The sequence below is a fragment of the Amycolatopsis stemonae genome (assembly GCF_054781455.1).
Map to the genome: position 1 here is coordinate 1 of NZ_BAAGUJ010000041.1, position 603 is coordinate 603.

Consider the following 603-nt stretch of genomic DNA (forward strand, 5'->3'; position numbering starts at 1 on the left):
GCTTATCGCAGCCTCCTACGTCCTTCATCGGCTCCTGAAGCCAAGACATCCACCATGTGCCCTTAACAACTTGACCACAAAGATGCTCGCATCCACTCTACAGTTCTCAAACACCACACCAGAAACAAACGTCCCTCGGGGGTCAGCCCCAGGCGTGTTGCCTCAGGACCCAACAGTGTGCAAGCGAACAACCCACCACCCAGCTCCACGACCGGCGTTCCACGCGAAGACAAGCCCCGCAGTACTAGCCGGCGGTATCACTACCGCGGTGAGCCTTAACCAGTAGTTCCACAATTCCTTGAGCAACCATCGCAGCGATACATTCGACCGCTAAGTGATGGCCACTCCCAACCAGCTGGCTGGGATGTGTTGTGCTCCTTAGAAAGGAGGTGATCCAGCCGCACCTTCCGGTACGGCTACCTTGTTACGACTTCGTCCCAATCGCCAGTCCCACCTTCGACCACTCCCTCCCTTACGGGTTGGGCCATGGGCTTCGGGTGTTACCGACTTTCATGACGTGACGGGCGGTGTGTACAAGGCCCGGGAACGTATTCACCGCAGCGTTGCTGATCTGCGATTACTAGCGACTCCGACTTCACGCAG

At 57.4% G+C, this 603-nt stretch carries 1 rRNA gene; it reads right to left on the minus strand.

The window, feature by feature from the left end:
- Window positions 1-382: 382 nt before the first annotated feature.
- Window positions 383-603, minus strand: a 16S ribosomal RNA gene (locus ACYVLJ_RS47925); the annotation flags it as partial.